At 71.7% G+C, this 22,106-nt stretch carries 23 protein-coding genes and 1 pseudogene; 14 read left to right on the plus strand and 10 right to left on the minus strand.

Annotated features, from left to right (window positions below; genetic code table 11):
- Positions 1–125: 125 nt before the first annotated feature.
- A complete protein-coding gene (locus ACICHK_RS25585) occupies positions 126–854 on the plus strand; it encodes a DUF1707 domain-containing protein (RefSeq protein ID WP_406838720.1) in 729 nt (242 codons plus the stop codon).
- A 199-nt stretch (positions 855–1,053) separates the two neighbouring features.
- The gene (locus ACICHK_RS25590; protein ID WP_151469908.1) at positions 1,054–1,425 is read left to right on the plus strand and encodes a WhiB family transcriptional regulator; all 372 of its coding nucleotides are present in this window, start codon (positions 1,054–1,056) and stop codon (positions 1,423–1,425) included.
- Positions 1,426–1,794: 369 nt separating this feature from the next.
- Here the strand turns inward: ACICHK_RS25590 and glpX are convergent, their stop codons facing one another.
- On the minus strand, positions 1,795–2,826 hold the full coding sequence (gene glpX, locus ACICHK_RS25595) for a class II fructose-bisphosphatase (protein ID WP_151469907.1): 1,032 nt from the start codon (positions 2,824–2,826) through the stop codon (positions 1,795–1,797).
- 126 nt (positions 2,827–2,952) lie between these two features.
- Between glpX and ACICHK_RS25600 the strand changes: the two genes are divergently transcribed.
- Positions 2,953–3,471 (plus strand): DUF4245 domain-containing protein, encoded by a 519-nt coding sequence (locus ACICHK_RS25600; protein WP_151469906.1) that lies wholly within the window; start codon positions 2,953–2,955, stop codon positions 3,469–3,471.
- Between the two features lie 117 nt (positions 3,472–3,588).
- Here ACICHK_RS25600 and ACICHK_RS25605 read toward each other — a convergent pair whose 3' ends face one another.
- The 3 genes from ACICHK_RS25605 to xseA all read right to left on the minus strand — a co-directional run bounded on the left by ACICHK_RS25605 (position 3,589) and on the right by xseA (position 5,916).
- Complete coding sequence (locus ACICHK_RS25605) at positions 3,589–4,179, minus strand: malonic semialdehyde reductase (RefSeq protein WP_151469905.1); 591 nt, start codon at positions 4,177–4,179, stop codon at positions 3,589–3,591.
- 258 nt (positions 4,180–4,437) lie between these two features.
- Positions 4,438–4,698: an exodeoxyribonuclease VII small subunit gene (locus ACICHK_RS25610; RefSeq protein ID WP_406838721.1), complete on the minus strand. Its 261-nt coding sequence runs from the start codon at positions 4,696–4,698 to the stop codon at positions 4,438–4,440.
- Between the two features lie 9 nt (positions 4,699–4,707).
- Entirely contained in the window at positions 4,708–5,916 is a 1,209-nt protein-coding gene (gene xseA / locus ACICHK_RS25615; RefSeq protein WP_406838722.1) for an exodeoxyribonuclease VII large subunit, read from the minus strand.
- A gap of 109 nt (positions 5,917–6,025) precedes the next feature.
- Here xseA and ACICHK_RS25620 point away from each other — a divergent pair, with 109 nt between their 5' ends.
- Positions 6,026–7,039, plus strand: coding sequence for a 4-hydroxy-3-methylbut-2-enyl diphosphate reductase (locus tag ACICHK_RS25620; protein ID WP_151470002.1), 1,014 nt, complete (start codon positions 6,026–6,028; stop codon positions 7,037–7,039).
- A 29-nt stretch (positions 7,040–7,068) separates the two neighbouring features.
- A complete protein-coding gene (gene ppgK, locus ACICHK_RS25625; protein WP_406838723.1) occupies positions 7,069–7,821 on the plus strand; it encodes a polyphosphate--glucose phosphotransferase in 753 nt (250 codons plus the stop codon).
- A 39-nt stretch (positions 7,822–7,860) separates the two neighbouring features.
- Here the strand turns inward: ppgK and ACICHK_RS25630 are convergent, their stop codons facing one another.
- Positions 7,861–8,442, minus strand: a complete 582-nt coding sequence (locus ACICHK_RS25630; RefSeq protein WP_406838724.1) for a DUF6542 domain-containing protein — start codon at positions 8,440–8,442, stop codon at positions 7,861–7,863.
- Positions 8,443–8,639: 197 nt separating this feature from the next.
- Here ACICHK_RS25630 and ychF point away from each other — a divergent pair, with 197 nt between their 5' ends.
- Together ychF and ACICHK_RS25640 are read left to right on the plus strand one after the other, a co-directional pair.
- Complete coding sequence (gene ychF / locus ACICHK_RS25635) at positions 8,640–9,728, plus strand: redox-regulated ATPase YchF (protein WP_151469900.1); 1,089 nt, start codon at positions 8,640–8,642, stop codon at positions 9,726–9,728.
- 44 nt (positions 9,729–9,772) lie between these two features.
- Positions 9,773–10,092 (plus strand): annotated as a pseudogene (locus ACICHK_RS25640) (mobilization protein); the annotation flags it as partial.
- Between the two features lie 42 nt (positions 10,093–10,134).
- Here ACICHK_RS25640 and ACICHK_RS25645 read toward each other — a convergent pair.
- From ACICHK_RS25645 to ACICHK_RS25660, 4 genes are all read right to left on the minus strand, one after another.
- A complete protein-coding gene (locus ACICHK_RS25645; protein WP_406838725.1) occupies positions 10,135–11,556 on the minus strand; it encodes a hypothetical protein in 1,422 nt (473 codons plus the stop codon).
- Positions 11,557–11,888: 332 nt separating this feature from the next.
- The gene (locus ACICHK_RS25650; RefSeq protein WP_406838726.1) at positions 11,889–12,521 is read right to left on the minus strand and encodes a DUF6000 family protein; all 633 of its coding nucleotides are present in this window, start codon (positions 12,519–12,521) and stop codon (positions 11,889–11,891) included.
- 3 nt (positions 12,522–12,524) lie between these two features.
- Positions 12,525–13,256, minus strand: a complete 732-nt coding sequence (locus ACICHK_RS25655; protein WP_406838727.1) for a HEAT repeat domain-containing protein — start codon at positions 13,254–13,256, stop codon at positions 12,525–12,527.
- Positions 13,253–13,633: a CPCC family cysteine-rich protein gene (locus ACICHK_RS25660; RefSeq protein ID WP_406838728.1), complete on the minus strand. Its 381-nt coding sequence runs from the start codon at positions 13,631–13,633 to the stop codon at positions 13,253–13,255. Before ACICHK_RS25660 ends, ACICHK_RS25655 begins: the two co-directional genes overlap by 4 nt.
- A gap of 274 nt (positions 13,634–13,907) precedes the next feature.
- Between ACICHK_RS25660 and ACICHK_RS25665 the strand changes: the two genes are divergently transcribed.
- On the plus strand, positions 13,908–15,326 hold the full coding sequence (locus ACICHK_RS25665) for an ATP-binding protein (protein WP_406841322.1): 1,419 nt from the start codon (positions 13,908–13,910) through the stop codon (positions 15,324–15,326).
- Between the two features lie 254 nt (positions 15,327–15,580).
- Positions 15,581–16,936 carry an FAD-dependent oxidoreductase gene (locus ACICHK_RS25670; RefSeq protein WP_406841323.1) on the plus strand — a complete coding sequence of 452 codons (1,356 nt, stop codon included), beginning with the start codon at positions 15,581–15,583 and terminating at the stop codon, positions 16,934–16,936.
- Between the two features lie 70 nt (positions 16,937–17,006).
- Here ACICHK_RS25670 and ACICHK_RS25675 read toward each other — a convergent pair whose 3' ends face one another.
- Positions 17,007–18,113: a threonine synthase gene (locus ACICHK_RS25675; protein ID WP_151469896.1), complete on the minus strand. Its 1,107-nt coding sequence runs from the start codon at positions 18,111–18,113 to the stop codon at positions 17,007–17,009.
- Between the two features lie 183 nt (positions 18,114–18,296).
- On the opposite strand from ACICHK_RS25675, the gene ACICHK_RS25680 reads away from it, so the two are divergent.
- The 5 genes from ACICHK_RS25680 to ACICHK_RS25700 all read left to right on the plus strand — a co-directional run bounded on the left by ACICHK_RS25680 (position 18,297) and on the right by ACICHK_RS25700 (position 22,030).
- Positions 18,297–19,559: a DUF4190 domain-containing protein gene (locus ACICHK_RS25680; RefSeq protein ID WP_406838729.1), complete on the plus strand. Its 1,263-nt coding sequence runs from the start codon at positions 18,297–18,299 to the stop codon at positions 19,557–19,559.
- A 147-nt stretch (positions 19,560–19,706) separates the two neighbouring features.
- Positions 19,707–20,459, plus strand: coding sequence for a GntR family transcriptional regulator (locus ACICHK_RS25685; protein WP_151469894.1), 753 nt, complete (start codon positions 19,707–19,709; stop codon positions 20,457–20,459).
- A gap of 398 nt (positions 20,460–20,857) precedes the next feature.
- Positions 20,858–21,040: an SPOR domain-containing protein gene (locus ACICHK_RS25690; RefSeq protein ID WP_151469893.1), complete on the plus strand. Its 183-nt coding sequence runs from the start codon at positions 20,858–20,860 to the stop codon at positions 21,038–21,040.
- Positions 21,041–21,085: 45 nt separating this feature from the next.
- Positions 21,086–21,493: a (deoxy)nucleoside triphosphate pyrophosphohydrolase gene (locus tag ACICHK_RS25695; protein WP_151469892.1), complete on the plus strand. Its 408-nt coding sequence runs from the start codon at positions 21,086–21,088 to the stop codon at positions 21,491–21,493.
- A 129-nt stretch (positions 21,494–21,622) separates the two neighbouring features.
- Positions 21,623–22,030, plus strand: a complete 408-nt coding sequence (locus ACICHK_RS25700) for an ATP-binding protein (RefSeq protein WP_406838730.1) — start codon at positions 21,623–21,625, stop codon at positions 22,028–22,030.
- The last annotated feature ends 76 nt before the right edge of the window (positions 22,031–22,106 follow it).

Below are 22,106 nucleotides of genomic sequence, written 5' to 3' on the forward strand. Positions count from 1 at the left end.
CGCCGAGGCTGTGAGGTAAGGCTCAGTTCGGACACCGGACCGTCCGCCCCGGCGGAGCGGCGGGTTTCGGGTGGGCGGCGGTCGAGGGGTAGTCGCGATCTATCGCGTTTGGGTACGCTGTTGCCGTGGACCTTCAAAAGAGCCCCGACGCGAGCGCCGCCACGGCGGCGAAGCCGGCCGAGCTGCGCGCCTCCGACGCCGACCGCGACCGGATCACCGACATCCTGCGCGAGGCCCTGGCCGAGGGGCGCCTGACCCCGGAGGAGCACGCCGAGCGGGTCGAGGGCGTGCTGGCCACCAAGACGGTGGGCGAGCTCGACCGCTTCGTGCGGGACCTTCCCGCCGCCCACACCGGCCGCGCGGCCTCCGCGTACGTCTCCGCGCCCAACCGCCCCGCCCAGGGCGCGATCCCGGCGGAGGCCGACGAGAACGTGGTGGCGGTCTTCAGCTCCGCCGTCCGCAAGGGCCGCTGGCGGGCGGGCCGGCGCATCCACGCGTACTCGGTCTTCGGCAACGTCGAGATCGACCTGAGCGAGGCGATCTTCGAGTACCAGCAGGTCGTGATCAAGGCGATCTCGGTCTTCGGTAACGTCGAGATCTTCGTCCCGGAGAACGTCTCGCTGCGCGGCAGCGGTGGCGGGGTGCTCGGCAACTTCGAGGTGGACACGCTGGATTCGGGCGACGCCGACGCGCCCGTGGTCTACATCGACGGTCTCGCCGTCCTGGGGAACGTCGAGGCGCGGCCCAAGCGCGGCAAGCTCGTCGTGGACATCCTCGACCGGGTCACGAGCCGGGTGAACGAGCGGGTGGCGGACCGGCTGGACCGGAGTCTGCGCAAACACCTCGGTCATTGACGCTTGTGAACGCGCGGGCGGGGGGACGCGGTCCGGCCCGGCGGCGGACGATCGATCACGCGTGAGAACGGCCGGGCTTCGGCACGCAGTGCATAGGCGCGCGCACAGCGGGTAGGGCTTGCTGCATCGTCTCTTGGAGGGCGCTGCGGAACTTCCGCGGTGCCCGGCACGCTTGCGAAGCCGTCGTCAGGAGTAGACCGTGCTGCAACCGCCGCGTCAGTCCCTGCAGGTAGCTGCCGTACCGGCCCAGCGGGAGCCCGTGCGGGACAGGGATCAGGAAGCGCCATGGCACACGGAGGCGGTGTGCAGGCGTGACGAAGCCGGCCTGTTCTTCGCGCCCTCCAAGGAGCCGACCGCTTCCCGGCTCTCCCGGGAGGAGGCCGCCAAGCGTGTCTGCGCCCGCTGCCCGGTCATGGTCGAGTGCCGCGAGCACGCGTTGCTGCAACCCGAGCCGTACGGCGTATGGGGCGGCCTCACCGCCGCCGAACGCCGGGTCGTGCTCGCCCGGCGCCGCCGCCGCGATCTGGAACTCAAGAAGGCCGCCCGCGGCACGATAGCCGCGGCCGGCTGACCCACCCCGGCGAAAGCCGAGCCCCCCGTCCCGCACGCGGGGAGCCAGGTCACCCACTCGGCACACGAGGGGGTTCGGGCCGCTCGCCCCGCAGGCGCGGGAGCCGGGCCGCTCGCCCCGCACACGTGAAAGCCGGGCCGCTCGCCCCGTGCGCACGGGAGCGCAGGTCGTCCCCTCCGCGCGCGGGGTGGACGGGCCGCCTTCCCCGCGGGAGGCGGGTGGCTCACCTCGTACGCGCGAGCCGGGCCGTCCACCCGGCCCGTCCGGGTCCCGAGGGCCGGGTGTCGGAGCAGGGGAAAGGGGCGCCCCTCCGCACAAGGGGCGCCCCTTCCGTGCCTCGTCGGCACCCGGCCCGCCGGGCCGGTGGTCCTACTTGGCGCGGTCGAAGTCGATCGCGCTGTACGCACGCAGCTTGCTCAGCCGGTGCTCCGACCTGATCTGGCGGACCGTGCCCGACTTGGACCGCATCACGATCGACTCGGTCGTCGCGGTCTCGGAGCGGTAGCGCACCCCGCGCAGCAGCTCGCCGTCGGTGATCCCGGTCGCGACGAAGAAGACGTTCTCGCCGGAGACCAGGTCGTTCGTGGTCAGGACGCGGTCGAGGTCGTGCCCGGCGTCGACCGCCCGCTGCCGCTCCTCCTCGTCCTTGGGCCACAGCTTGCCCTGGATGGTGCCGCCGAGGCACTTGACGGCGCAGGCCGAGATGATGCCCTCGGGCGTGCCGCCGATGCCGAGCAGCAGGTCGATGCCGGTGCCCTCGCGCAGCGCGAGGATGGAGCCCGCGACGTCGCCGTCGGAGATCAGCTTGATGCGCGCGCCGGTCTCCCGGATCTCCTTGATGATCCCGTCGTGGCGCGGCCGGTCGAGGATGACGACGGTGACGTCCTCGGGCGTGACCCGCTTGGCCTTGGCGACCCGGCGGATGTTCACCTCCACGGACGCGTTGATGTCGACGAAGTCGGCGGCCTCCGGACCGGTGACCAGCTTGTCCATGTAGAAGACCGCGGACGGGTCGAACATGGTGCCGCGGTCGGCGGCGGCCAGCACGGCGATCGCGTTCGTCATGCCCTTGGCGGTGAGCGTGGTCCCGTCGATCGGGTCGACGGCGATGTCGCACTCGGGGCCGGTCCCGTCGCCCACGCGCTCCCCGTTGAAGAGCATCGGGGCCTCGTCCTTCTCCCCCTCGCCGATGACGACGACGCCGTTCATCGAGACGGTGGAGACGAGGGTGCGCATGGCCCGGACGGCGGCGCCGTCGGCACCGTTCTTGTCGCCGCGGCCGACCCAGCGGCCCGCGGCCATCGCGGCGGCCTCGGTGACCCGGACGAGTTCCATGGCGAGGTTGCGGTCGGGGGCTTCGGAGGGGACCTCGAGTTCGGAGGGCAGATGATGTTCGGTCATCGACACGCACCTTTCTGATACGACGACGGCCGGATGAGGGTGATGTCCCGACTCTATCGCCAGGCTTACAAAATGAGCAGGGGGCCCCACGGATGAGCAGACCAGGGCACCTGCGACGATAGGCGCGTGGCAGGTATGAAAGGCAAGCAGTCGGTCCGGGACATGATTCTTTCCCTGGGCCTCATCGGGCTCATGGCGGGCGTCATCTACATCTTCATCCCGCATGACGACTCCGAGCCCGATCTCAAGCGTGTCGACTACCGGGTCGAGCTGCTGACGGCGCGCCGCGCGGCGAGTTATCCCGTGGCGGCGCCCGAAGGTCTGCCCTCGGCGTGGAAGGCGACCTCGGTGCGCTACGACGGCAGCGAGTTCGACGCCTGGCACCTGGGTTTCCAGGCCCCCGACGGTCAGTACGTGGCGGTCGAGCAGTCCACTCAGCGCCCGGCCGTGTTCATCGACTCGGCGAGCCAGGGCGCACGGCGGACGAAGGGCACCGAGCGCATCGGCGACCGGACCTGGCAGCGCTACGAGGGCGACCACTACGACGCCCTCGTCCTGGAGGGCAAGGGCTCCACGACGGTGGTGACCGGCACCGGGTCGTTCGCCTCGCTGGCGAAGATGGCGGAGGCCCTGAAGACCTCGTAGGTCCCCGCGGCACGGAGAAGGGCCCCCGGCGACAGCGCCGGGGGCCCTTCTCGTGTCCGTGTGGGGCGAACAGCCGTACGGTCGTCCGCCGCACCGGTCGTCCCTTCGTGCCGTGGGTCAGACGGTCGTGATGACCTGGTCGGCCTCCAGGCGCGGGGAGCGCGGGAACCAGGCGTCCTCGCCCGGCTTGCCGATGTTGACGATCATCAGCGGGGTGTGGTCGTCGTCCAGGAACTCCTTCTGGACGCCGGCGAGGTCGGCACCGGTCATCGGGCCCGCGGCGAGGCCGGCGGCGCGGACGCCGATGATGAAGTACGCGGCCTGGAGCGCGGCGTTCATCGCGGCGGAACCCTCACGGACCGGGCGCTCGGAGAAGAACATGTCCTTGGCGGCGGGGAAGTGGGGGAGGAGCGCCGGCAGCTCCTCGTGGAACTCGTTGTCCGCGGAGAGGATCGCGACCAGCGGGGCGGCGGCGGTCTTCGCCCGGTTGCCCTCGGCGAGGTGCTGCACCAGGCGCTCACGGGCCTCGGGGGAGCGGACCAGGGTGATGCGCAGCGGCGACTGGTTGAAGGCGGTCGGGCCGAACTTGACCAGGTCGTAGATCGCCTGGACCTGCTCGTCGGTCACCGGCTCGTCGGTGAAGGTGTTCGCGGTGCGGGCCTCGCGGAACAGCAGGTCCTGAGCGGTGGGGTCAAGGACGAGAGACATGAGAAACCTTCTCGGTACGTGCGGTGGATCCGGGGGGATCTGTTGGCGGGTACGACAGTACGCCGAAGAGGTTTAAAGTTCAACCAAAAGCGGGGTGTGGTGATCCGCTTCACAGGCGGAGGGGTCGGAAAAGGGGTCGAAAAAAGGGGACCCGCGGTGTCGCGGGCCCCCTCGGAGCTGCTGGGGACGGGACGTCGAACGGACCAGGAGCCGGGGGTCACCCGGACCGGGACGGGACCGGGAGCGAGCCGCGGCCGTTCACTCGGAGCCGGAGCCGGAGCCGGAGCCGGAGCCGGGGTCCGCCTCCCCTTCCCCGGACTCCTCGGCCATGGCCGCGTCCAGCCGGGCCCGCGCGCCCTCCAGCCAGCGCCGGCACACCTTGGCCAGCTCCTCGCCGCGCTCCCAGAGCGCCAGGGACTCCTCCAGGGTCGTACCGCCCGCCTCCAGGCGGCGCACGACCTCGATCAGCTCGTCCCGCGCCTGCTCGTACCCGAGCGCCTCGTCCACCTTGCTGGTCATTCGCCCACCCTATGCATCGACTTGAACCGTGAATTCACCCTCGGCGACCCGCGCCCGCAGCGTCTCGTCCGCCGCCACCTCGGCCGGGTCCCGGACCACGTGGCCGTCGGCCCGCTGCAGCACCGCGTACCCCCGCTGGAGGGTCGCGGCGGGGGAGAGGGCCACCACGCGCGCGTGGGTGTGCGTCAGCTCCGAGTCCGCGCGGTCCAGCAGATGCCCGAGCGTGCGCCGGCCCCGGTCGAGCAGGGCGGAGACCTGGTCCGCCCGCTCGTCGACCATCCGGTGCGGATCCTCCATGCAGGGCCGGGCCAGCGCGTGCGTGAGACCGCGCTCCTCGCGGTCGACGAACGCCTGGACGCAGCGCCGCGCGCGCTCCCGCAGGAACCGCACCCGCTCGTACTCCTCGCCCACGTCCGGCACGACCTTCTTGGCCGCGTCCGTCGGTGTGGACGCCCTCAGGTCGGCCACCAGGTCGAGCAGCGGGCTGTCCGGCTCGTGCCCGATCGCCGACACGACCGGCGTGCGGCAGGCCGCGACCGCGCGCACGAGCTGCTCGTCGGAGAACGGCAGCAGGTCCTCCACGCTGCCGCCGCCGCGCGCCACGACGATCACGTCGACCTCGTCGAGCGCGTCCAGTTCCCGCACCGCCTGCACGACCTGCGGCACGGCGTGGACGCCCTGCACGGCGACGTTGCGCACCTCGAAGCGGACGGCGGGCCAGCGCCGCCGCGCGTTCTCCAGGACGTCCCGCTCGGCCGCCGACGCGCGCCCGCACACCAGCCCGACGAGCTGCGGCAGGAACGGCAGCGTCTTCTTGCGCTCGGCCGCGAACAGCCCCTCCGCCGCCAGCGACTTCTTCAGCTGTTCGAGGCGGGCCAGCAGCTCCCCCACTCCCACCGGCTTGATCTCGGCGGCGCGCAGGGACAGCTGTCCGCGCGGCGCGTACCACTCCGGCTTGGCGTGGACGACCACCCGGGCGCCCTCGCTCACGACGTCGGCGACCGAGTCGAAGACCTGCCGGTAACAGGTCACGCTCACCGAGACGTCGTACGACGGGTCGCGCAGCGTCAGGAAGACGACGCCCGCCCCGGGGCGCCGCGACAACTGGGTGATCTGCCCCTCGACCCACACCGCGCCGAGCCGGTCGATCCATCCCCCGATGAGCCGTGACACCTCGCCGACGGGCAGCGGAGCGTCCGCGGACGTGTTGAGAGCCATGCGCCGAGCGTAGTGGCCGCCACCGACAACACCGGCGAGCCCGTGCGCCCCGGTGAGCGGCCATGTCACCGAGGAGGCGATCCCCGGGCCCGCCCGGCGCGGCCTTACGATGGTGGGCATGACCGCTTCTCCTGGCCGCCGTGTCCTGCTCGCCGCCCCCCGTGGCTACTGCGCGGGCGTGGACCGCGCCGTGATCGCCGTCGAGAAGGCCCTCGAGCAGTACGGGGCTCCGATCTACGTCCGTCACGAGATCGTCCACAATAAGTACGTCGTGCAGACGCTGGAGAAGAAGGGCGCGATCTTCGTCGAGCAGACGGCGGAGGTCCCCGAGGGGTCCATCGTCATGTTCTCGGCGCACGGCGTCGCCCCCGTCGTCCACGAGGAGGCCGCCGCCGGCAAGCTCGCCACCATCGACGCGACGTGCCCGCTGGTCACCAAGGTCCACAAGGAAGCCGTCCGCTTCGCGAACGAGGACTTCGACATCCTCCTCATCGGGCACGAGGGCCACGAGGAGGTCATCGGCACCTCCGGAGAGGCGCCCGACCACATCACCCTGGTCGACGGCCCCGAGGACGTCGCCAAGGTCGAGGTCCGCGACCCCTCCAGGGTCGTCTGGCTCTCCCAGACCACCCTCTCCGTGGACGAGACCATGGAGACGGTCGACGCCCTCAAGGAGAAGTTCCCACTGCTCATCTCCCCGCCGAGCGACGACATCTGCTACGCCACCCAGAACCGTCAGCTCGCCGTGAAGCAGATGGGCGCGGAGGCCGACCTGGTCATCGTGGTCGGATCGCGCAACTCCTCCAACTCGGTGCGCCTCGTCGAGGTGGCCAAGCTCGCCGGCGCCCGCGCGGCCCACCTGGTGGACTTCGCCGAGGAGATCGACGAGGCCTGGCTGGAGGGTGTGACCACGGTCGGCGTCACCTCCGGAGCCTCCGTCCCCGAGATCCTCGTCGAGCAGGTCCTGGAGTTCCTGTCCGGGCACGGCTTCGAGGACGTGGAGATCGTCAAGGCCGCCGAGGAGTCCATCACCTTCTCGCTCCCCAAGGAGCTGCGCCGCGACCTGCGCGCCGAGGCCGCCGCGCTGGTGGAGGCGCGCACCGGCGCTCCGTCCGGGAAGTGACGGTCAGCCGTACGACGTAACGTAGGGCCATGAAGATCTTCGGTGTGGACATCGGCGGATCCGGGATCAAGGGCGCCCCGGTGGACCTTGATCGCGGTGACTTGGCGGAGGAGCGCTGCAAGGTGCTCACCCCGCACCCCGCGACGCCCGACGCGGTGGCCGACGGGGTGAAGGACGTCATCGACCACTTCGGCTGGACCGGCCCGGTGGGCATCACGTTCCCGGGCGTGGTGACCGGCGGTTCCACCATCCGCACGGCGGCCAACGTCGACAAGTCCTGGATCGACGTGGACGCGGGCGCCCTGCTCGGCGAGCGGCTCGGCGGGCTGCCGGTGACCGTGCTGAACGACGCGGACGCGGCGGGGGTCGCGGAGATGGAGTTCGGCGCGGGCAGGGGCCGCCGGGGCACGGTCATCCTGCTCACCTTCGGCACCGGTATCGGCAGCGCCGTCTTCACCGAGGGCGAGCTGGTCCCGAACACCGAGCTGGGCCACCTGGAGCTGAACGGCCACGACGCCGAGAAGAAGGCCTCCACCAAGGCCAAGGACGACAACGGGCTGACCTGGGAGCACTGGTCGCGCCGCGTCACCAAGTACCTCACCCACGTCGAGATGCTCTTCTCCCCGGAGCTCTTCATCATCGGCGGCGGCGTCAGCCGCAAGGCCGACAAGTTCCTGCCGCTGATCAAGGGCATCAAGGCGGAGATCGTCCCCGCGCAGCTCCAGAACAACGCCGGGATCGTGGGCGCGGCGATGCGGGCGGCGCAGATCCACCACCCCTAGGGCACCCCCGGGGGCACCCCCGGGCCCGTCCGTGACGGGTCAGCGGGGCTGTCGGCCGGGCGGCAGGACGCGTGCCCGGTCACGCCGCAGGTCCGCCCGGCGGCGGTTCACCAGGCGGATCCGGCGGAAGGCCACGACGAGGACCGCGGCCAGCGTTCCCCCGTACAGCCAGCCCGCCTGCAGGGCGAGGGCGGTGACCAGGCCCATGAGGAGGCCGCCCGCACCGCCTCCGCCGTCGTCGGCGATCGGCGGCAGCCCGACGGCGAAGGCGATCGGTACGACCACGGGGGCGGTCACCAGGTCGCCGGGCCGCACCCACAGCGCGGTCAGCACGCACACCGGCAGGAACAGCACCCCGTACACCGTCGCCGACCCGCCGAACAGCAGTTGGTCGACGCAGGCCAGCACGAACATCGACGCCCCGCAGAACAGGCCGCAGCCGAGCCCGGTCAGCCGGGGACGCGACGTCCGGCGCGCCTCCCGGGCACCGGCGGGCGCGGGCCGTCGTGCCACCGGGCCGTCCCGTCGGACACCGCCGCCCGCGGCCCGCCCGGCCTGCGCCGGAACGGGTGCGCCGCGTCGCGGTTCGTGCTGGTGGGGACGCGTCCTGTGCTGCTCCATTGGACCAACTTAGGTCGTTTTATGTGCGGAATGGCCCGTGGGACACGCCGAAGATCAGCCGAAGACGAGGCCGTGGAACGAGCTTGGCCATGCGTTCGATACCTCGCGGGCGGGGGCCGGGGCACGCCGTAGACTGGTGGATCGGCCCGCTCTTCTGGAGGGCCCTTCGCCCATCCTCTCGTACGGGAAGTCGCAACGTGTCGCTCACGATCGGAATCGTCGGTCTGCCCAACGTCGGCAAGTCGACCCTGTTCAACGCCCTGACCAAGAACGACGTGCTCGCGGCCAACTACCCGTTCGCCACGATCGAGCCGAACGTCGGCGTGGTGGGCGTCCCCGACCCCCGGCTGACCAAGCTGGCCGAGATCTTCTCCTCGCAACGCGTCCTGCCGGCGACCGTGGACTTCGTCGACATCGCGGGCATCGTGCGCGGCGCCAGCGAGGGCGAGGGCCTGGGCAACAAGTTCCTCGCGAACATCCGCGAGTCGGACGCGATCTGCCAGGTCATCCGCGCGTTCAAGGACGAGAACGTCGTGCACGTCGACGGCAAGGTCTCGCCCAAGGACGACATCGAGACGATCAACACCGAGCTGATCCTCGCCGACCTCCAGACGATCGAGAAGGTCCTGCCGCGCCTCCAGAAGGAGTCGCGCATCAAGAAGGACGTCGCGCCCAAGGTCGCGGCGGTCGAGGCGGCCAAGGAGATCCTGGAGAAGGGCGACACCCTGTTCTCCGCGGGCATCGTCCAGGGCTCCGGCAACGAGGAACTGCTGCACGACCTGCACCTGCTCACCACCAAGCCGTTCCTCTACGTCTTCAACGTGGACGAGGACGAGCTGGTCGACGAGGACTTCAAGGCCGAGCAGCGCGCCCTGGTCGCCCCCGCCGAGGCGATCTTCCTCAACGCCAAGCTGGAGCAGGACCTCGCCGAGCTCGACGAGGCGGACGCCCTGGAGCTGCTGGAGTCGGTGGGCGCCGAGGAGCCGGGCCTGGCCACCCTCGCCCGCGTCGGCTTCAACACCCTCGGCCTGCAGACCTACCTGACGGCCGGCCCCAAGGAGTCCCGCGCCTGGACGATCAAGAAGGGCGCGACGGCCCCCGAGGCGGCCGGTGTCATCCACACCGACTTCCAGAAGGGCTTCATCAAGGCCGAGGTCATCTCCTTCGCCGACCTGGTCGAGACCGGCTCGGTCGCCGAGGCCCGCGCCAAGGGCAAGGCCCGCATGGAGGGCAAGGAGTACGTCATGCAGGACGGGGACGTGGTGGAGTTCCGCTTCAACGTCTGACACTTCCGGTGAAAGGCCGTCCGACCTGCGGTGGAGCGGGTCGGGCGGCCTTTGCTGTCCGCGCACCACGAGCCGCAACCGCCCGCCGCTTCGAACAGGACGTTCGCGCGCCCCTCCCCGGCCACGCCGACAGGATCCTCGCCGACCTCGCTTGGGCTGCCCTGACCACCGCCCTCGCCCACGCCGGGACCGCCGGTCACAACCCCGACGCCCCCTGGCCGAAGTGAGCGCCCAGCGAGAGCTCGACAGCGCCGAGCGCCCCGCCGAGGTCCTCGACCGGCGCATCACCGCTCAGCCGAACCGGCGGGCGCAAGCCGCTCGTAGGCAAAGCACCATCAGCGGCCCACTGCTCAGCCAGCCATAGAGCTGCTCACGTTGATTCCCCACCCGGTCGGCGAGCCACGCTTCAGGAGCAGATCCACTCCTCGCCGGGCAGTGCGTGCCACAGGTCGAGCCAGTCGTGGAGCAGGAAGAGGGGGCGGGTCAGGACGATGTCGCCGGCCCGCTGGGAGCGGATCGCCAGGCCGAGGTCGGCGAAGACCGGATCGCCGGCGACGCTGTACGCCAGGCTGCCGGGCCGTGTCGTGCGGTGGACGAGCCAGTCCTCCACGTGGGAAGGCGCGCAGCCGGTCAGCGGGGCTGCGTCCAGTCTCACCTGGGGGCCGGTGAGGGCGTCTGCGGCGACGCACCCCAGGCGGCCGTCGTGAAAGAGGGCCCTGATCCCGCTCTCAGTGAAGTCGGCATGGTTGAGCCGCTGGTTTTCGCCGTGGTGGGAGTAGGACGAGACGGCCGGTCCTTCGCCGAGGACGCGGGTGATCTCCTCCAAGGTCATCCCGAAGTGCAGGGGGCCGACTCCTACGTACGGAGTGAACGTCCATTCGGCGCGCTCCTCCTCCCGGGCGATCCGCCACGGCCCGTGGTACCCCGCCTCGCTTCCAGCGGCGGCCACGGGCGGCTCGGGTACCGGCCCGTGCGGGGTGGCCGGTAGGGGAGTGGTCCGGTCCTCACACCGGCGGCCGGGTCGTTCCGGAGCCGCGGTGTCCTCGGGCTGTTCTTCCAGCCAGCGGATCGCCTGCTCCTGGTCGCCGAACGGGTCCTCCGCCAGCTCGCCTGCCCGGTCCAGGGCCGCGCGGCGCTCCTTCTCCGCAGTGACGAAACCAGTGACGTCCTCACCCCAGGCAGCCAGCCGTTCCCGGGCGATCCACCGGTAGTACGAGTCCGCGCTCACGGCAAGGACCTCGCGAACGGCGGGCGCGTACTGGGGTACGGACGGGGCGAGGGCGGGGTCGGCCAGGAGCAGGGCGGTGGCCGCGAGCGCGGCCTCCCTCACCAGTGGATCGCCGGCGTCGCAGAAGTCCGCGATGCGGTCGTGGAGCGTTGGCCTCGCCGTTCGGGCGGCGGCCAGATCCTGTGCCGTACCGACGCCCTCCTCGACGTCCAGGCGGGCGATGTCGGCGAACGAGGCCAGCCAGTTCAGCAGTTCGGCGCGAAGCGACCGCCGACCGGCCCTGCCTTCCCAGCGGTCTTCGGCGAGGGTGCGCGGGTCGTCGAGAAGACGAACGAGGACCAAGGCGGCCGGAGCGGTCGCCGGAAACACCTGCTCCCGATTGAGGAGCAGCCGATACAGATCCCCCACTGCCCGCACCCGGCGGGCCGGGTCGGTGGCGAGCACAGCGCCGAGGACGTCCGGTGTGTCAGGCACACCGTGCCGGCCCGTGCAGACGTGCGGCAGCTCCTCCCAGGCGGTGCCGGCGAGCTCTGCCTGTGCTCTGGGTGGCAGGGAGCCGGCGGGAGCACCAGAACGGTCTGGGGTCATCTCGTTGATCACGGCCGCAGTGTTCCAGCCGGCTCCGACATCAGCGCGGCCGATACGTGCCACAGGCCGCAGACGGCTCACGCTCGAGCAGCACTCTGACGCCCTCGCTGCTCGTGGCAGCGAGAGCATCAGGGCGTCAGACGGCGCGGGTTGTGGGTGACCGCGCGACCCACCTAGTGATCTCGGTCAGGTGCTCGGGCCGTAGACCGAGGTGCGGGTCGGGCTGAATGCGGCAGTGAGTCGGATGTCGTACTGCAGCTCAGCGGCTGCCTCTTCATGTGCCGCACTTGCGGCCAGCACATGGCGTACGCGGACTTCACGTAGCCGCAGTCAGGCGGCTGCGGCTACGGCCGGGTCCAGCCGTCGGCGAAGTCGCATTGGAGGTCAGTCCAGCGGCGACGCTCGGCGGGGGTGTGGGCGGGGTGGTCGCGGAGGTGGGCCAGGGCATTCACCCACTGGTCCCAGAGACCGTCAGGCTCGGTGAAGCGGTCCGCATGGTGGGTGCCGAGGTGGGCGTCGAGGCGGAGGAGGGCGCCGAGGGCTGCGGGCTGGTCGTAGCGGAGGTCGGTGCGGGGGAGGTAATGGTCGAGGTAGGCGGTGAGGATCTCGGCGTCCGCGTGGGTGCCGAAGCGGGCCAGGGCGAAGCAGTAGGCGCTGCCGGAGAAGCAGAACTCGCTGGCCAGGAGCAGGTCGCCGATGCGTTCGCGGAACGTGGCGCGTCGGCCTACGCCGATCAGCCAGGCGGCGGTGAGGCGTGAGCGCCACTCGTAGCCGAGGAGGGCTTCCAGCTCGGCATCGGTGATCGTGGCCGAGTCGTCGATGAGGTGATGGGCGAAACGTTCGGCGTGAGGACACTCGGGCCGCAGGAATCGACCACTTTTCAGGACGAGGTAGCGCGCGTGGCCTGAGTCCTTCATTGCCGCGTAGCGCTCGATGACGTAGCCGTAGCCGATCTCCTCGGGGTGCTGGAACGGCATCGGTCACCTCTCCGGGTGCAGGTCGGTACGGTCGATCCAGGTGGGGGCGACGAAGATGTTGTCGTCGGCGGGGGCTTCGGAGGTTTCCGGCAGGGACCAGGTGCGGGACTCTTCGACCAGGTGCTCCCAGGGCGCGGTCCAGTCGAGTCCCCAGTCCAGGCCGGTGCCGGAGACGCTGTACGCGCGGCCGGCGTCCACGCGCCAGAACTGGGAGCAGAGGATCACCTGGGCGTGGTCGGCGAGGTCGTCGATGATCTCGGCGAAGTGGGCCGAGGGCCACCCCGGGGCGTCGTCCGCAGCGGTGGCCCGCAGGCGTGCGGTGAGCGGCGGGACGACAGGACTGCGTGCGCCGAGTTCGGTGAGGGCCCAGCGGATGCCGACCGGCTCGCTCCAGTCCGGTGGCGTCGCCCGTTCCAGGCAGGCGCGGTGGGCGCGGCGCACGGGCTCGACCGCGCCGTCGATCTTCAAGCTCGCCAGGGCCGTCGCCGCCCATTCTCGGACGGTGCAGTCGTCACTGCCCAGGAGGGCGATCAGGGCGGGGCCGCAGCGTGGGTCCGCCACCTCTTCGAAGACCTCGATGGCGGTCAGCTGACCGAAGCCGCCGAGGGAGGGCAGTCCGTCGATGACGGCGGGGACGGTGTCGGAGCCGATGCCGATCAGTTCTGCGCGGGCATCGTACGACGGGCCGGTCGAGTCGTCGAGCTGCCGGACGAGTCTCTCGGTGTGGGTGGTCATGGGTGGTCCCGGCGCCAGAAAGTGGGGAGCCACCAGCAGAGCACCGAGCGGTCGTCGGGCCACGGGGCACGGTCCTCGGCGTCCCAGTCCTCGAAGGAGTCGCGCGCCAGGTCGATGGGGCGCCAAGCAGGGTCGAGCGGCTCGCCCTCGGCCGGTGGACGGACGTACTGCCGGCCGTGTTGGTCGCAGGCCCCGAAGTCCTGGTAGTTGCGCTGGGCCTCGATCAGGGAGACCTTGTTCGCCCCGCCAGCCATGGTCGGCCAGCGGAACTGGACTCCGTCGTCCTCCCAGAAGCAGACGGGGCAGATCTCGTACGAGCCGGGCATCGCGTCCAGTACGCGGTGCCCGCAGCACGGGCAGGGGTAGGCGTCGCTCACCCGCGCAGTCTCGTTGCAGGTCCCGCCCGTGTGCCATGGATTTCTCCGCCTCGGGACACCTGACCAGTCCGCAGCCAGTCCGCAGGACACCCGTGAACCGCCGTCGGGAGCCAACGCGTGCCCACCATTGCGCGGCGCGACCGGTCCGGTGCCGCACGGCCCGAGAGGCGTCGGGTGCGCGATTCGTGACCCTGGGTGGCAGTCGGCAAGGACGGCAAGCTAACACCGATGTTGCTAACGTTGATGTTAGTTTCATGATCGGGGGTCGGTGAGCATGGTGGACTTCGTGGGCCGTCGGCAGGAGCTGGCGACGTTGGAGCGAGAGCTGCAGAAGGTGGCGGCAGGGGTTGGCGGGGAGCGGCCCGGTCGGTGCGTGATGTTGCGCGGGCGGCGCCGGGTGGGCAAGTCGCGGCTGGTCGAACGGTTCGCGGAACGCTCCGGAGCCCCGTTCTTGTTCTACGCGGCGACCGGCGCGTCCCCTGGGGATGATCTGGCACGGCTGGCCCGGGACGCCCAGGCGTCGACGCTGCCGCTGGCGGGGCTGGTGGCCGCCGCCCGGCCGGAGAGCTGGGATGCCGCGTTCGACGTGCTGGCCGCGGCGCTGCCCGCCGACCGGGTGAGCGTGCTGGTCATCGACGAGGTGCCGTACCTGATGGACGCCGATGGCGCCTTTGAGGGGATGCTGCAGCGGGCCTGGGACCGGGTGCTGGAGACCAAGCCGGTGCTGCTGGTCCTCATCGGCTCCGATCTGTCGATGATGGAGGCCCTGAACAGCTACGGGCGACCCTTTCATCAGCGCGGCCGGGAGATGGTGCTGGGACCGCTGAACCCCGCCGAGGTGGGGCGGATGCTCGGGCTGGACCCGGCGGAAGCCTTCGACGCCGCGCTGGTCACCGGCGGGCTGCCGCTGATCTGCGCGGAGTGGCCGCGGGGCGCAGGGCTGTGGGACTTCCTCGGTGAGGCGCTGACCGACCCGGTCTCCGCCCTGCTCGTGTCGGCCGAGCGCTCGCTGGCCGCCGAATTCCCCCCGCAGGCCCAGGCGCGTACGGTGCTGGCGGCTATCGGCAGTGGTGAGCGGACCTTCACCAACATCGCCCGTGCGGCCGGCGGGATCGGGGCCACGCCGCTGCAGAGAGCTCTGGAACTGCTCGGGGACAAACGGATCGTCGCCGGGGAGCTGCCTGTATCGCTGCGTCCGTCGAAGGATCGCCGCTACCGGGTGGCAGATCCCTACCTGCGGTTCTGGCTGCACATGCTCGGCCCGTCCATGGAGGAGATCGAGCGGGGGCGGGGCGATCTGGCCTTGGCGCGCATCCGGCAGAACTGGACCAGCTGGCGCGGCCGGGCGATCGAGCCGCTCGTCCGCGAGGCGCTCGCCCGGATACTGCCCGACGGCCGACTGCCCGCAGCCCCCGCGGTGGGCGGCTACTGGACCCGCACCAACGACGTCGAGATCGACATCGTCGGGGCGGACCGCGCTCCCATCGCCAAGGAGTTGCTCTTCGTGGGCTCCGTCAAGTGGCTGGAGCGGTCGCCCTTCGACCGGCACGACCTGGCGGCCCTCCACCGCCACCGGGCCGCCCTCACCGACGAACCCGTTCCCGTCGTGGCGGTCTCGCGCAGCGGAGTCGACTGTCCGGGGCTCGACGCCGCCTACGGCCCCGGCCACTTGCTGGCAGCCTGGCCGCTGTGAGTGGTGGTAGCGGGCGAGGCAGTCGACGCCGGACGCGGTCGACGTCTCGGACACGTCGATGACCCGCTTGTCGGCGAGGCGGGTGCGTTCGGGAGGCGCAGAAGGGCCGGAACGCGGTCAACCCGCCCTGCGGGGCTGGATACTGGTGCCTTTCGACTACGTGGCGATCAGAGGGGGGCGGATCGATGGGCTCTGCCGGAGAACCGGATGGTTGGGGCGTGAGCGGCGCCAGGGGCGTGCGACACGCGGTCGTCGTGGGCGGGAGCCTCGCGGGGCTCCTCGCGGCGCACGTCCTCGCCGGACACGCCGACCGGGTGACCGTCGTGGAGCGCGATCGCTTCCCGAGTGGCACGAAGTCGCGGCCCGGCGTACCGCAGGGCCGGCATCCGCATGTCCTCTTGCAGGGCGGTCAGGTGGCCCTGGAGTCGTTGCTGCCGGGCTTTCTGGCGGAGCTGGCGGCGGCCGGGGCGCCGCGGGTGGGCATGCCGTCGGACATGGTGCTGTGGCAGACCGGCCGCTGGTACCGCCGGGTGCCCGCGACGACGCACATCTACACCGGTTCCCGCGCACAGCTCGAGGAGTTGGTGCGGCGGCGGGTGCTCGCCGATCCGGTGATCAGCGTGGTGGAAGGGACCGATGTCGTCGGGCTCCTCGGTGACGCCTCACGCGTGCGTGGAGTGCTGCTGCGAGAGCGCTCGGGCGACGCCCGCGGGGAGCGGCGGGCCCTTGAGGCCGACCTGGTCGTCGATGCCTCCGGCCGCGGCACGAAGGCATCACAGTGGCTCATGACGATCGGCGCCGAGGCCCCGCACGAGGAGACCATCGACACCGGGCTCGCGTACGCCTCGCGCGTCTACCGCGGCAGGAGCGGCGTCCTCGACGGCGACACCGTCGCCTACTACGCCTACCCCGACCCCGACCAGGTGCACGCCGGCGGCGCACTGCCGCTGGAGGACGGCAGTCATCTGGTCATCGTCTCGGGGCTGCGCGGCGACGAACCGCCCACGGACGACGAGGAGTTCGTGACGTACACCAAGAGGCTGCCGCATCCGCTCCTGCACCGGTGGCTGGAGGAGGCCGAACCGCTCTCGCCGGCGTTCGGCTACCGGCAGACCGCGAACGTCCGCCGCCGCTACGACCTGCCCGGTCGCCGCCCGGCCGGATTCCTCGCCACCGGCGACGCCCTGTGCACCTTCAATCCGATCTACGGGCAAGGCATGGCCGTCGCCGCGATGAGCGCGGTCGCCCTGCGGGACGCACTGTCCGACCGGCGCCGGACGCCCACGACGCGGCGAGTGCAGCGGGCGCTCCTCGCGGCGTCCCGGCAGGCGTGGGACATCTCCGCCGGGGCGGACCGCAAGATGCCGGGTGCGGTCGGCACCGCGGTCGTCGGCGGGTCCGCGGACCGTGTCGCCGACTGGTACCTGCGCCGGGTCCAGGAGCGGGCCACCGGCGACCCTGTCGTGGGGCGCGCCTTCCGCTCCGTGCTGACCCTCTCCGCGCCCGTCACCTCTCTGTTCGCCCCGCCCGTGGCGCGGGCCGTCCTCTTCCGCCCGCCCGTGCCGACCCCTGCCGAGCCGCCGGCCGCCCCGGAGGAACCGGCGGCCTGAGTGGCCGGCGGGGCGGTGGTGGCCCTGGAGGTGCGCCCTCCGTGGGCGCCGGCACTTTCGAGGCCGGGGATCAGGCCCGTGCCATGCCCGTCTTCGCCCCCGCCCCGCACAGCGGCACCACGGCCTCCCGCGTGCCGAGGGCGCCCTCCCGGACCGCCGCCCAGCAGGCCACCCCGGTGGACTCCACGTACAGCCCGCGGCCCGCGAGATCCGCCTGGGCGTGACGGATCTGGTCCTCCGTCACGGTCAGGAAGGCGCCCCCGGAGGCGCGCACCGCGCTCAGGATCTGGCGGGCCCGCGGCGGGTGCGGGATCGCGATGCCCTCGGCGAACGTGGGTGCCACGGGGGTCGCCCCGACGAGGTCGTCGGCCCCCTCGGACCAGGCGCGGGCCAGCGGGGCGACCGCGGCGGCCTGGACGGCGTACAGGGCGGGCCTCTTGTCGATCAGCCCCGCCGCGTGCAGTTCGGCCACGGCGAGGGCGGCGCCGAGGAGCAGCGTGCCGTTGCCGACCGGCAGCACGACGACGTCCGGCAGGCGGCCGCCGAGGTCCTCCCAGAGCTCGTGGACGTACGTCTTCGTGCCGTGCAGGAAGTAGGGGTTGAAGACGTGCGAGGCGTAGAACACGCCGTCCTCGCCCGCCGCCTCACGCGCCGCGCGTGCCGTCGCCTCGCGGTCGCCCTCCACCACCCGCAGCCGGGCCCCGTGCGCCTCGATCTGCTCCAGCTTCTTCGCGGAGGTGCCTTCGGGGACGTACACGGCACAGGGAAGTCCGGCCCGCGCGCAGTACGCGGCGACCGCCGTGCCCGCGTTGCCGCTGCTGTCCGCGATCACCCGCCGGGGCCCGAGCCGCAGCGCCAGCTCGGCCAGCAGCACGGCCCCGCGGTCCTTGAACGACAGCGTCGGCATCAGGAAGTCGAGCTTGGCGAGGACGCCCTCGCGCAGGGGGACCAGCGGAGTGCGGCCCTCGCCGAGACTGACCGTGGGCGCGGCCAGCGGCAGGCACTCGGCGTACCGCCACATCGAGTTCACCCGGCCGGTGAGGGACGCGAGGGGAGCCGGCGTCGGCGCGAAGTCCAGATCGAGCGGGCCGCGGCAGACGGGGCAGCACCAGGCGAGCGAGCCGGCGGGGACGCGGGTGCCGTCCGTCGGGCAGAAGCAGTCCGGCAGTGCGGTCATGGGTGCAGGTTAGACGCACCGCCGGGGAACGGGGTGGTGTGAGCGCCTCCGGAACGTCCGGTGCCCGGCGGTCGCCGGGGCGGCCTCCGCCGTGGTCCCGCCCGTGCCGCGCTTACGATGCGCGCAGCCGTTCGGCAGTCGCACGAGCGTTTCGTCACGGATGGACGAGGAGCAAGGTAGACCGTGGCCACACCCCCGCCACCCGGCCCGCAGCAGCCCGAGGGGCAGTACCCGCCGCCGGGACTGCCGCCGTATCCGCACGCCCCGTCCCCCCATGGGGCCGCTCCGCAGGACCCCTACCGGCAAGGGCCGTACCAGCAAGGGCCGTACCAGCAAGGGCCGTACGCGGGTCCGTATCAGCCCTGGGGGCAGGGCTACTCCCCGTACAACCGGCCCGTCCCCTTCAACGGGCTCGCGATCGCGGCGCTGGTCCTCGGCATCCTCTGCTTCCTGCCCGCCGTCGGACTGGTGCTCGGGACCGTCGCGCTCCTCCAGATCAAGAAGCGTGGAGAGCGCGGCAAGGGGATGGCGGTGGCGGGCATGGTGCTGTCGTCGATCGGCGTCGTGCTGCTCGCGCTCATGGTCGCCACCGGGGGAGCGCGCGACTTCTGGGACGGTTTCAGGGGCGCCGCGGACGGTTCGGGGGGCTCCGCGTTCTCGCTGGACGTGGGCGAGTGCTTCGACACGCCCACCGGTTCCCTGAAGGGTCTGGCGATCGACGTCGACAAGGTGCCGTGCTCGGGCGAGCACGACGCCGAGGTGTTCGCGGAGATCACGGTGGCCGAGGACGGCTACCCGGGAGCCGGGGCACTCGCCGACGAAGCCGACCAGCAGTGCTACCTGCGCCGGAACACCTACGCCATGGACTCCTGGGCCGTCCCGGACGACGTCGACGTCTACTCCTTCACGCCGACCTCGCAGAGCTGGCGCCGCGGCGACCGCAAGGTGAGCTGCCTGTTCGGGAACGCCGACGAGAAGGGCGGCCTGACGGGCTCCCTGCGCAAGGACCAGCTGACGCTGGACCCGGACCAGTACTCCTATCTGAGCTCGGCGGCCGCGATCGACAACGCGCTGGACTCGGTACCCGACGCCGAGTACGTCGAGGACGACCTGCCCGCCTACAAGGAATGGGCCGACCATGTCTCGGAGGTGCTGGCGTGGGAGGCGGACGGCCTGCCCGCCCACAGGTTCGCGCCATCCGCGGTCAAGCCGGTGGCCGCGCTGGCCAAGGACCTGGAGCGCTCGGCGAAGGAATGGGCGAAGGCCGCGGACGCGCCGGACGTGGACACCTTCTGGGCCCGCTACCAGAAGGCCCTGAAGCTCGTCGACCCCCAGAAGACGGTCACCACCCGCAAGGCTCTGGGCCTCGCCACCACCCCGCCGAAGGGCGACGAGGGGGGAGGCGCCGGTAGCGGCGGCGAAGAAGGCACCGGAATCGAGGTGTGACGGCGGCCACAGTGGGGAGAAAGTGCCTGCGTAATGCCCCAGGGGACGCGCGTCATCACATTGGGTGATTCTCTGGCCTTCGCTTGCATGGCACAACCCACGGTTGCCACGCTGTTGCTGTCTGTACAACCTGATGGGAGCGGCTAAGTGACATTCGGTGAGCAGCCGGCGTACCTGCGCGTCGCGGGTGATCTCCGCAAGAAGATCGTCGACGGCTCGCTGCCACCGCACACCCGGCTCCCCTCGCAGGCCAGGATCCGCGAGGAGTACGGGGTCTCGGACACGGTCGCCCTGGAGGCGCGCAAGGTGCTCATGGCCGAGGGCCTGGTCGAGGGTCGCTCCGGTTCGGGCACCTACGTCCGCGAGCGGCCGGTGCCGCGCCGCGTCGCCCGCTCCGGATACCGGCCGGACAGCGGCGCCACCCCCTTCCGCCAGGAGCAGGCCGACTTCGCCGTGCGCGGCACCTGGGAGTCCCACAGTCGGCAGGTCGAGGCGAGCGGCGCGATCGCCGAGCGGCTGGCCATCCAGCCGGGCGACCGCGTGATGTGCACGAACTACGTCTACCGGGACGGCGGCGAGGCGATGATGCTCTCCACGTCCTGGGAGCCGCTCGCCGTGACCGGGCGCACGCCGGTGATGCTCCCCGAGGAGGGTCCGCTCGGCGGCATGGGTGTCGTCGAGCGCATGGCGGCCATCGACGTGATCGTGGACAACGTCACCGAGGAGGTGGGGGCGCGCCCCGGCCTCGCCGAGGAACTCCTGGCGCTGGGCGGCGTCCCCGGGCACGTGGTCGTCGTCATCCAGCGCACCTTCTACGCCTCGGGCCGTCCGGTGGAGACGGCGGACGTGGTCGTGCCGGCGGACCGCTACCGGATCGCCTATCACCTGCCGGTGAAGTGACCGCGCGTCACCTTCGCGCGGCGTGCCGTCCGGAGGCCCGTGCGGCGCGCCGTCCGGCGTTTCGCGCGGCACTTCGTACGGTCCGGCGGCCCCGCGCGTCGGCCGGGGCGCCCCCGCTCCGGCGCGAACACCCTTGAAGCCGGTTGGAATCTGGCCTTTCTCGAACGGCGGACCGGGGGCGGCTCTACCCTGCCCGGGGATGCGTGAGGGTCGTGAGCGGCGCGTTCGACGGCGTGCGCCCCCCGGGTCGCCGTTCCTTACTGGCCGGTTGCGTATCTCTTTGTGTAAACCCGTGTTCGCTGCGTGAAGGTAAGGCGTAGGCTCGGGCATATGCGTACTGCGGTTTCGTTGGAATGCGGGGTTCGGCGGGGGCCCGGGGCGGGAAGTGGAGGGGCTCGATGAACGACAGTACGATCACGCTTCCCTGGCTCGTCATACGGCAGGACGACAACGGCAATCGCTATCGCGTGGGCAGGTACGCGACCCGTGCCGAGGCCCAGAAGATCGCGGACAGCCTCGACGACCGCGGGCACAAGCAGCTCTACTGGGTCGAGCAGATCGGGCCGAACGGAACCCGGTGAGCCGGTCGGCGCCCGGCCCCCTCCCGCTCCCGTAGGCTCCGGCGCATGACGGAACGGATCGTGGTGGTCGCGGGCGCCCTGGTGCGCGACGGGCGCCTGCTGGCCGCGCGCCGCAGCGCACCCCCCGACCTCGCCGGGCGCTGGGAACTGCCGGGCGGCAAGGTCGAACCCGGCGAGACCCCCGAGCGCGCCCTCGTGCGCGAGCTGCGCGAGGAACTGGGCGCCGACACACGGGCGCTGGAGCGCGTCCCCGGCGAGTGGCCCCTGAAGCCGGGATACGTCCTGGTGGTGTGGGCCGCCCGGCTGCTGCCCGGCTCGGCCGAACCCGCGCCCCTCGAGGACCACGACGAACTGCGCTGGCTGACCCCCGAGGAGATCTGGGACGTGGACTGGCTGGACCAGGACGTACCGGCGGTCAAGGGCGCACTGCCGTGGATCGATCCGGGTGCGTGACGACCTGGGCGCCCGCGCGTGCGCCGTTCGCGCCAGGGCATGCCCCCGTAGGCGGTAAAGGTCCACTGATACCGGGTATGTGCCCATTAACCCCCCGAAACCGGGCGTGGGTGGGTTCTGGTCTGGGAAGTGATCGGCTTGATCGACACTGACGGCTACTGCGCCGAGTGGACCTTTCCCGCGGAGCCCGGTGCCGTCCGCGCCGCCCGTGCCGTCGTCCGGGGACAACTGCGCGACTGGGACCTCGAATCCCTCGGTGACATCGCCGCGCTGCTGGTCAGCGAACTGGTGACGAACTCGCTCCGGCACGCGACGGGGCCGATCGGCGTCCGTCTCGTACGTCCCGAGGACGTGCCGGACGCCCTGCGCGTCGAGGTCTCCGACCCGCTGCCCGATCCGCCCCGCGAACGGGCCGCCGACACCTCCGACGAGAGCGGACGCGGACTCCAGCTCGTCGCGGGCTCGTGCAGACGCTGGGGCACATGGCCCGCGGACACCGGCAAGACGGTCTGGTTCGAGCTGGCCGTGCCGGACTGAGACGAGGAGGCCGGGACGCCCGCGCGCCGCGCGGCCGGATCACGCTCCCGACCGGTGTCGTGCTGTGTGGTTCGAC

Source organism: Streptomyces sp. AHU1 (assembly GCF_045343905.1).
In the GTDB taxonomy this organism is placed as follows: domain Bacteria; phylum Actinomycetota; class Actinomycetes; order Streptomycetales; family Streptomycetaceae; genus Streptomyces; species Streptomyces triticiradicis.